8 protein-coding genes are annotated in these 9,352 nt (G+C 71.9%); all 8 read right to left on the reverse strand.

From position 1 onward, the window contains the following. Positions 1-84: 84 nt before the first annotated feature. The 8 genes from atpG to WMF24_RS48280 all read right to left on the reverse strand — a co-directional run bounded on the left by atpG (position 85) and on the right by WMF24_RS48280 (position 8,554). A complete protein-coding gene (atpG, locus tag WMF24_RS48245) occupies positions 85-1,047 on the reverse strand; it encodes an ATP synthase F1 subunit gamma (protein ID WP_437734260.1) in 963 nt (320 codons plus the stop codon). 6 nt (positions 1,048-1,053) lie between these two features. Next, positions 1,054-2,958: a F0F1 ATP synthase subunit alpha gene (atpA, locus tag WMF24_RS48250; RefSeq protein ID WP_437734261.1), complete on the reverse strand. Its 1,905-nt coding sequence runs from the start codon at positions 2,956-2,958 to the stop codon at positions 1,054-1,056. Positions 2,959-3,077: 119 nt separating this feature from the next. Continuing rightward, positions 3,078-3,620, reverse strand: a complete 543-nt coding sequence (atpH, locus tag WMF24_RS48255; protein WP_437734262.1) for an ATP synthase F1 subunit delta — start codon at positions 3,618-3,620, stop codon at positions 3,078-3,080. Further along, the gene (locus WMF24_RS48260) at positions 3,617-4,657 is read right to left on the reverse strand and encodes a F0F1 ATP synthase subunit B family protein (protein WP_437734263.1); all 1,041 of its coding nucleotides are present in this window, start codon (positions 4,655-4,657) and stop codon (positions 3,617-3,619) included. Before WMF24_RS48260 ends, atpH begins: the two co-directional genes overlap by 4 nt. After that, positions 4,654-5,115: an ATP synthase F0 subunit B gene (locus tag WMF24_RS48265; RefSeq protein ID WP_437734264.1), complete on the reverse strand. Its 462-nt coding sequence runs from the start codon at positions 5,113-5,115 to the stop codon at positions 4,654-4,656. Before WMF24_RS48265 ends, WMF24_RS48260 begins: the two co-directional genes overlap by 4 nt. A 213-nt stretch (positions 5,116-5,328) precedes the next feature. Then, entirely contained in the window at positions 5,329-6,786 is a 1,458-nt protein-coding gene (locus tag WMF24_RS48270) for a hypothetical protein (RefSeq protein ID WP_437734265.1), read from the reverse strand. Between the two features lie 10 nt (positions 6,787-6,796). After that, positions 6,797-7,393, reverse strand: a complete 597-nt coding sequence (locus WMF24_RS48275) for a tRNA-(ms[2]io[6]A)-hydroxylase (RefSeq protein ID WP_437734266.1) — start codon at positions 7,391-7,393, stop codon at positions 6,797-6,799. 78 nt (positions 7,394-7,471) lie between these two features. Next, entirely contained in the window at positions 7,472-8,554 is a 1,083-nt protein-coding gene (locus WMF24_RS48280; RefSeq protein WP_437734267.1) for a hypothetical protein, read from the reverse strand. Between the last annotated feature and the right edge of the window lie 798 nt (positions 8,555-9,352).

A 9,352-nucleotide genomic window follows, 5' to 3' on the forward strand; every position in this document is an offset into this window, starting at 1 on the left:
CCTGTCGGTCGCGACGGGCCGGTCGCGAAGGGCGACCGGATCGGGCTCGCGGGCGGAGATCCGGCGGGCTGCCGGCGCGCGGCGCTACTCCTTGAGCGCCTCGCTGCCGCCGATGATCTCCATGAGCTCCTTGGTGATCGCCGCCTGACGCGCCTTGTTGTACGCGAGCGTCAGGGTGTCGATCATCTCCTTGGCGTTCTTGTTCGCGGCATCCATCGCCGTGAGCTTGGCGCCGAGCTCGCTGGCCATCGACTCGTAGAGCGCGCGGAGCACCGAGATGTCCACGTACATCGGGACGAGCCGCTCCAGGAGCGCGCCCCTGTCCGGCTCGAAGAGGAACTCCCGCGCCTGTCCGGCGTGGTCGCCCTCGTCTCCCTCCGCCCGCGCCGGCGCGCCGGCAGGCAGGAGCCGCTCGACCACGACGGTCTGCGTGATCGCGCTCTTGAACTCGTTGTAAACGAGGTAGATCGCGTCGATCTCGTCCTTGTTGAACGGGGCGAGGAGCTTCGCGCCGACCGCCTGGGCCGTCTCGAGGCTGAGCTTGTCCCAGACCCCGGGCAGGTACTCGCGGATGGGCGCGTTGCGGCGGTTGAAGTAATCCCGCCCCTTGCGGCCGATGATCGCGAGGTGGACCTCCTGACCGGCCTCGGTCCGGCTCTTCCACTCGCGCTCGGCGCGCTTGTTGATGTTCGTGTTGAAGGCGCCGCAGAGGCCGCGGTCGCTCGTGAGCACGAGGAGCAGCACGCGCCGCTCCGGGCGGGTCACGAGCAGCGGGTGCGCCGGCTTCTCGCCCGCGGTGACCGCGGCCGCCTCGCCCTCCGCTCCGTGCCGCTCCGCCGCAGGCGCGTCGGCCGCCGGCGCCGCGGCAGCGTCGCGCGTGATCTCCCAGAGCACCTCCTGCACCTTGACGGCGTAGGGCCGGAGCTCGGTGATGCGCTGCTGCGCCTTGTTGAGCTTGGCGCCCGCGACCATCTTCATGGCGCGGGTGATCTTCTGCGTTGACCTGACGCTCGAGATCCGCTTGCGAATGGACTTGAGGCTGGGCACGGCTGCCTACTTTTCCTTGGCCTTCGAGGCGCTCTTGCCGTTCTTCGACTTCGCCTTGGGCGCCGGCGCCTCCTCCTCGTCCTCGCCGTCCGCGTCCTCGTCGGCCGCCGCGGCGCTGGAGGCCGAGGCGCCGCCCGACTCCACGACGAACCGCTTCTTGTACGCCTCGATCGCCTTCGTCATCCGCGACTTGAGGTCGTCGTCGAGGACCTTCTTCTCCCGGATGTCCGAGAAGATCTGCGCGTGCTTGCTGTCGATGAACTTGTAGAGCTCCTCCTCGAAGCGCGCGAGCGAGCTCACCGGCAGGTCGTCGAGCAGGCCCTGCGTGCCGGCGTAGATGATGAGGATCTGCTTCTCGACGGCCAGCGGCACGTACTGGCCCTGCTTCAGGATCTCGGTGAGGCGCGCGCCGCGCTCGAGCTGCGCGCGGGTCTTCGCGTCGAGGTCCGAGGCGAACTGCGAGAACGCCGCCATGGCGCGGTACTGCGCGAGGTCGAGGCGCAGCGTGCCGGCGATCGACTTCATCGCCTTGATCTGCGCGTTGCCGCCGACCCGGCTGACCGAGATGCCGACGTTGATGGCCGGGCGGACGCCGGAGTAGAAGAGGTCGGCCTCGAGGAAGATCTGCCCGTCCGTGATGCTGATGACGTTCGTCGGGATGTACGCCGACACGTCGCCGGCCTGCGTCTCGATGACCGGCAGCGCCGTGAGCGAGCCGCCCGACTTCGGATCGCGGACGATCTCGTAGTCGCTCGCCTTCGCCTTGTCCGAGAGCTGCTGCTCGAGCTTCTTGATCTCGTCCTTCTTCTCGTCCTTGCGCGCCTGCTCGAGCTTCTCGAAGAGCGCCCCGTCCACGGTCTTCCAGAGCGAGTCCTTCGCGGAGTGCATCCCGTGCGCCCCGACGTGCGACTTGCCGTCGACGCCGCGGTACGCCGGGTCGCCGCCCTCGATCTTCGTGCCCTTCGGCACGACGTAGAAGACGTCGGCCATCTTCGCCGCGCGCTCTAGGAGCCGGGAGTGGAGGTAGAAGACGTCGCCCGGGTACGCCTCGCGGCCCGGCGGGCGGCGGAGCAGGAGCGAGAGCTGGCGGTACGCGACCGCCTGCTTCGACAGGTCGTCGTAGATGCACAGCGCGTGGCGCCCGCTGTCGCGGAAGTACTCGCCGATGGTCACGCCGGTGTACGGCGCGATGAACTGGAGCGGCGCGGTCTCGCTCGCCGTCGCGGCGACGACGATCGTGTACTCCATGGCGCCGTGCGCATCGAGCTTGTCCACGACCTGGCGCACCGTCGACAGCTTCTGGCCGATCGCGACGTAGACGCAGATGACGCCCTTGCCCTTCTGGTTGATGATCGCGTCGACGGCGACGGCGGTCTTGCCCGTCTGCCGGTCGCCGATGATGAGCTCGCGCTGGCCGCGGCCGACCGGGATCATCGCGTCGATCGCCTTGATGCCGGTCTGCATCGGCTCGGTGACCGGCTGGCGCTGGATGATGCCGGGCGCCTTCACCTCGACGCGGCGGCGATCCTTCGACTCGATCGGCCCCTTGCCGTCGATCGGCATGCCGAGCGCGTTGACGACGCGGCCGAGGGTCGCCTCGCCGACGGGCACCTCCATGATGCGCCCGGTGCGCTTCACGGCGTCGCCCTCCTTGATGATGCTCGTATCGCCGAAGATGGCGGCGCCGACGTTGTCCTGCTCGAGGTTCAGCACGAGCCCCATGAGGCTCGTCCCCTCCGAGCCGGTGAACTCGACGAGCTCGCCGGCCATGGCGCGGCTCAGGCCGTGCACGCGGGCGATGCCGTCGCCCACGGTGAGCACGGTGCCCGTCTCGGTGACCTGAGCGGCCTTGTCGATGTTCTGGATTTGCTTCTTGATGATCTGAGAGATCTCTTCGGCGCGGAGCTGCATGCGGAGTCCTCTGGTCGGGAGACGCTTGGGCCTGGGAATCTACGTCGTCAAGGTCGAGGGGGCAGCGCGCGCTGCGCGCCTCGACCGGTCGTGAAACAGGGGGGCGTGGTCGCGTCCCCTCAGGTTCGGAGCAGGTTCTCGCGGAACGTCGACAGCCGCGTCCGGAGGCTGCCGTCGATCACCTGATCGCCGATCTGGGTGACAACGCCGGCGATGAGCGAGGGATCCTGCCTGTGGGTGATCGAGATCTTCCTGCCGGTCGACCGCTCGAGCTCGGTCCGGAGGCGCTCGAGGTACCCGTCGCTCAGCGGGCCCGCGCTCGTGACGACGGCCCGCGCGACGTTCTGGTCCTGATCGACGAGGATCGCGAGCTGCCGGGCGATCTCGGGGAGCGCCGCGAGCCGCCGGCGCCGCGCGAGCAAGAGCAGGGTGTTCCTCGTCACCTCCGAGAACCCGGCGCGGGCGCCGAGCTCGCCGAGCAGCTGCTCGCGCTGCGCCTCGGGGATGAGCGGGTTGTCGAGCACGAGGCGGAGCTCCTCGCTCGCCGAGTACATCGCGCCCGCCTCGCCGATCTCCCGGGCGAGGTTCGAGAGGGTCCCGGTCTCCTTGCCGATCTCGAAGATCGCGCGCCCGTAGCGTCGGGCGACGGCCTCGTAGCTCATGTCGCTGCTCCGGTGGTCTGGGTCCCGCGGGTCGCGCCGGCGGAGACGGCCGCGGGGATGGCCTTCAGGTACTCTTCGTTGACGCGGTCGAGGTCCTCGCGGCCGACGCGCTGCCGCAGGAGCTCCTCGGCGGCGGTGACGGCGTTCTGCACCGCCTCCTGGAGGAGGATGGTGCGCGCCTCCTTGAGCTCCTGCTCGATGCGGAACTCGGCGTCGCGCCGCATCCGCACGCGCCGCTGCTCGGCCTCGGCGAGCACGTGGGCCTTCTCGAGCTCGGCCTGCGCCGCGTGCTCGGCCTTGAGCTCCACGAGCGTCTCCTCGAGCCGCGTGAGCTTGTCCTCGTACTCGTCGAGCCGCTTCTCGGCCTCCTTCTTCAGGCGCGAGGCGTTGTCGAGCTCCTGCATGATCGTCTGCTTGCGCTTCTTCAGCGCCTCGGAGATCGGCTTCCTCCCGAAGCGGACGATGATGAACGCGAGGAGCCCGAAGTTCAGGACCGAGGCCAGGAACGGCGGCGGCTGGTTCTTCGGGTCGCAGGGGTTCGCGTCGTTGTGGTAGCGCCAGAGCAGCGAGTTGATGCCGCCCTTTGCGGCCGCCTCGTTGTTCACGCCGAGCAGGCCCTGCCACCAGTTGACGTGGTGCGGCGGGTCGGTCGGGCCGTGACCCGGGCAGTGCTCCTCGCCGTGCGACGCGTGCTCGGTGGTCTCCGGGGGCGGCGCGGGGCGCGCGCGGCCGGGCATGCCACCCGGCGGCCTGAGCCCGTGGCCGGGCGGGAGCGGGCGGCCGCCCGGGCCGAGCGGTCGGCCGGGCTGCACGTCGCGGCGGGCAGGCATCTGCGAGCCCGGCTCGGCAGCGCCGGGCTGGCCCGGCTGGGCCGCGCCGACGGGCGGGTGCCCCGGCGGCAACCCGGGCTGGGCGGCAGGCGCCGGCTGCGCGGGAGGCGCCGGCTGCGCGGCCGGCTGTTGCGCCAGCGCGGTGCCGGCGGCGAGCGCCGCGGTCAGGCCGACGGCGAGCGAGGAGCGGCGGAGCGACTTCTTCACTGGCGCACCTCGCGGCCGAGCATGCTGGCGGCGATCTCCGCCGCGAGCGCGGGCTGGGCGGCGGCGAGCTCGCCGCGCATGCGGGCGACCTCGGCCGCGATCTTCGCCTTGCCGTCCTCCAGGATGCGGGCGGTCTCGGCCCGGGCCTCGGCCATGATCTGCGCCTCGATCTTCATGGTCTCGGCGCGGAGCCGCTCCCGCTCGACCCCGGCCTCGCGCCGGATCTTCTCGATCTCGGCCTCGTAGCGGGTGAGCAGCTCGCCTGCGCGCTCGTCCATCTCGCGCGCCTCCCGCTTGGCGCCGTCGGTGCGCCGCTCGCGCTCCTCGAAGACGCGGAGCAGCGGATCGAACAGCAGCGGCTTGAGCACGACGATGAACGTCGAGAACAGGACGACCTGCGCCAGGAACGTCAGATCGAAGTCGACGGCGATGGCGCCGGACGCGAGAAGGGGTTGCATGGCGTTCGGATTCACGGGTGCTTGTTCGGCGACGAGGGCGGCGCAGCGGGAGCCGCTCGCTGCCACGCGCCCCCCGGGGGAGGGCGTTTTCGTCGCGCGGGCACTAGCACGTGTCAGTCAAAGCTGGAAGGGATCTCGGCAGGGCCGTCGGGCTCGCCTCGCCGGGCCGCGGCGCGCTCATTCAAGGCGCGCAACGCTTGCGGGCGCGGGGCCTCACAGGCCTGCGAGCGAGCGCATCATCTCGGCGAGGCCAGCCTCGAGGTCGTCGGCGCCGGCGCGCCTCGATGTCGACGAGGGCGGCGCGCTGTCCTCGTCGCGCAGGGCCTCGGCCGCGCGCGGATTGCGGAACCAGTCCTCGTCGAAGCGCTCGATCAGATCGCGCCTGTCGCGCGCCGCGAGGAGCGCCCCGGCGAGCCGGACGGCGGCGTCTGGATCGAGCGCCGGGACGACCCCGGCGAGCACACCCGGGATCGACGCGCCGAGCGCGCCCGCTGTCGCCTCCTCGAAGCGATCCCGGCGGTCGCGCGCAGCGCGCAGCAGCACGTGTCCGCCGCCGTCCTGGCCGGCGTGACCCACGAGCGACACGGTCGCGGCGTCGAGGCGGAGCGAGAGAAGGAGGCTGCGCGCCGTCGCGCGCGCCTGATCGAGCGCGCGGCCTCGGCCGAGCCCGAGCGCGCGGGCGCAGAAGACGGGGTCGGCGACGAGGCCGCCGAACAGCGCGGCGCGGCGCGCGCGCCGGAGATCGGCCGGCGCGTGCGCGAGCGCGAACGGCCCGCGCGCGGAGGCGCGAGACAGCGCCGCGCCGAAGCGGGCGAGCGCGCGCGCGAACGAGGCCGCGCCGAGCGGCCGCGGCAGCGGCCCGAGGTCGATCGCGAGGCCCTCGGTGAGCCTCGTCGAGCGGAACAGCTCCTCGATCCACCGGGCGCTGAGCCGCGCCGGCCACCCCGACGCGGCGTCGCGGCCCACGGCCCGGCCGAGCGCGGCGTGCCACGCCGCCTCGGGCTGGAGCATCGGCTCGGTCCCGCGCAGCAGCGCCCCGGCGGCGCCGATCGCGGCGTCCGGCGGATCGCACGGGATCTCGACGGCGGCGAGGCGCGCCTCGTCGAGCCGGCGCGCCGCCTCCTGCCGCCGCTCGACGAGGATGCGGGCCGCGTCGGCGACGGCCCCGGCGCCCCGGGCGAGCACCTCGGCGAAGGTCTGCCGTCCGGCGTCCGTCGGATCGGCGAGCAGCCCGAGGAGCGCCTCGCGGGGCGACATCCGCGCCGGCTCGGGGACGTCGATCAGGATCGACGGGGCGTGCCAGGCCGCGGCGAGCCGGACGCGGTCGGCCCACACGACGCGCTCCAGCGTGAGCGCGTACACCCAGTCGGCGAGCGGGGCCGCGAGGCCGGTCGGGTCCGGCGCGGCGGCCTGCGGCGCGCTCGCGATCCCGAGCTCCGCGCCGAGGCTCGGCGTCTTGCCGGTGAGCTCGAGGTAGGTCGTTCGCGCGCTGACGCGCCGGAACGGCCCGAGCGGGTTCTCGATCCGGGCCCTCGCCTCGGCCGCCGCCGCGCTGTCCTGGTCCGCGGCGGCGGGGGCCGGGCCGCGCCGGGTGACGTCGTCGAGCGCCGCGCGCCACGCGCGCGCCGCCCGGGCGACGTCCCTGTCGAGGCGGATCAGATCGACATCCATCCCCACCTCCCTATCCGTGCACCGCGGGGTCCGTCCCGAGCCGCCGGGCGATGTCGCCCTCGGCGCGCGCGAGCTCGGCGAGCCGCGCGCGCGTCACGACCTCGTCGCCGGCGACCTCGACGGCGAGGTCGACGAGGGTCCGGTAGTGCCGGGCCTCGGACGCGAAGAGCTCCTCGTAGAGCGGCGCGAGCTCGTGCTCGCGCGCCGCGAGCCCGTCGGCGAGCAGCCGGAAGCGCTCGCAGGAGCGGGCCTCGATGATCGCGCCGACGAGCAGCCGATCGATGAGCGCGGCCCGCGCGTTGCGCGCGCAGGTGGCGGACGCCGCCTTGCGCAGCTCGCTCGCGTAGACGTCGGTCTCCGGCTTGCCGAGCGCGAGGCCGCGCTGCTCGATCACGTCGAGCAGCGCCCGGAAGTGCCGCAGCTCCTCCTCGGCGAGGTCGACGAGCGCCCGCGCGAGGCGCGGGATCGACGGCCAGCGCGCGGCGAGCGACAGCGCGTTCGACGCGGCCTTCATCTCGCAGTGGGCGTGGTCGGTCAGGAGCGCCGGCAGGTCGGCGAGCGCCACGTCGGCCCAGCGTGGATCGGTCGGTAGGGTCAGGCACAGCACGCAAGGCCGACCTAGAGCAGGCGCGCCGCGGCGAGAAGGGGGAGGAGGCCCCGCGGCGGCCCGCGTCTGCGTCCGGGCCTAGAAGCCGTCGGCCGGCGTGCGGGTCAGCCCGCTCGACTCGAGGTGGTACGAGAGCCCGATCACGAACGTGGTGGGCCCGCCGCCGGCGAGCGCTCGCCGCACGGCGCCCTCGACGGCGAACTGGGTGCCCACGTAGGCGACGCCGAGCGACAGCGCGTGCTGGCCCGCGCCCTGATCGAAGCGGTATCCGGCGCGGAGCGGGAAGTGATCGGCGGCGAGGTACTCGCCGCCGGCCATGAGGCGGTACGAGGTGTCGCTGTAGGAGTTGAGGTCGACGAGCCCGTCGACCTCGATCGAGAAGTCCGCGGTGCCGATCCCGACGCCGCCGCCGATGGTCGTCGGGAGCAGCCCGTGATCCGGGTACGAGAGGTTCTGCCCGACGGCGGCGATGTACAGGCTGTCCGTCGGCCTGACGGTGATGGCGGCGTCGAACGTGAACTCGTTCACGAAGGAGTGCCGGCCGACGAGCTTCCCGTCCTCCACCTCGCGCAGGCCGCCCGAGATGGGGCTGTCGCCGAGGCCTCCCTCGGCGAGGGTCCCGTCCTGCGTGATCTTGGCGTAGCGGCCGGTGAGCCCGACGAAGAAGCGCTCGGTGATCGGGTAGGCGAGGCCGACGCGGGCATCGAGGAACTGCCGGTCGAGCCCGTCGGCGTCGACGAAGCCCCCCACGAAGGAGAGCGCCCCGGCGAGCTTGCCCGTGACCGAGTCGACGACGACGCCGCCGTACGTGTGCCGGCGCGCCTCCGGGGTCCCCTGGAAGAGCCCCTGCAGGTGGTAGACGCGGGTCTCCACCATGGCGGACGGGTTGAGGAAGATCGCCGACGTCCCGTTCCCGAGGGCGCGCAGCGCGCCGCCGAGCGCCGCGGCGCGGGGCGTCTCGCTCTCGCCATAGTTGGAGGCGAGCTGCGGCGGCAGCGACGACGGCTCGGCCGACGCGGGCCCCCCGAACGCGGTCAGCGAGAGCGCGGCCGCCGCCGCCAGGACGCTTGCGCGCGCGGACGTCGTCGCTGCCCGGCGCGACGATCGCTCCGGCGGCTGCGCCAGGAGGGCCCCCTCTGTCAACCGGATCCTCGACGGCATCGCTTCGCCATACCGCAGACCGGGACCCCGGGGGCAAGTTCTCGGATCATGAAATCGCCTCGACCGATGGCTGCGTACGGGACGGCCTTCTCGTTTCACAAAAATCTGGAAAACAGGCCCACTTCGCCCTTGACGACGAGATAAGCGGGTTTTGCGCTGCAATCGATGGCGCGTCGTGAAAATCACCGATTGGCGTCGGGAGTTTTCGCGTGTCGTGTCCAGAGGTCCGAGCGGGGATGACGCGAAGCGGGTTTCGCAGTGCGCCATGGCCTGAATTTATATCAACAATAATCGATACTTGGCTCCAGTTTCGCAGTTGGGGATAGACGCCCGGACTCACCCGGTGCTACCTCGGATTCGTCCTCGGGGCGGTCCGATGCCGCACCCGAGTCCTCCAATGGGTGGCCCCGAAAGGGGCGCTGCGGGCTACCGAGCTCTGTGAGGCGGTATGGGGGACGGCTGTGCCGATCTGTCTTCCAATGCAATGGACCTCGACGCGACGGTTGCACCCCCACCTCGATCGGCGTGCTTGGCAGGAGCCGAGCCGAGCGCCGGTCCAGTGGGGCCGTATTTTTCACCTGCATTCCCTGGAGGCTTGCGGACGTATCCCCGAGGGCGAAGCGGCCGTGGGCGGACTGTTGAAAAGTCGACGCGCCCTTCGATTACATTCAGAATAACACAGTGATCTCCGGGGCTTAGAGGCGAGTCCTCGCTGTGAGACCTGTGGATAAGTTGGGGGCGACGGTTCTTTCGGTCGCCCCCGAAACCTATTTTCGTGGAGCGGACTCCAGAGCAGCG

This window comes from Sorangium sp. So ce1335 (assembly GCF_051521615.1).
GTDB lineage: Bacteria > Myxococcota_A > Polyangia > Polyangiales > Polyangiaceae > Sorangium.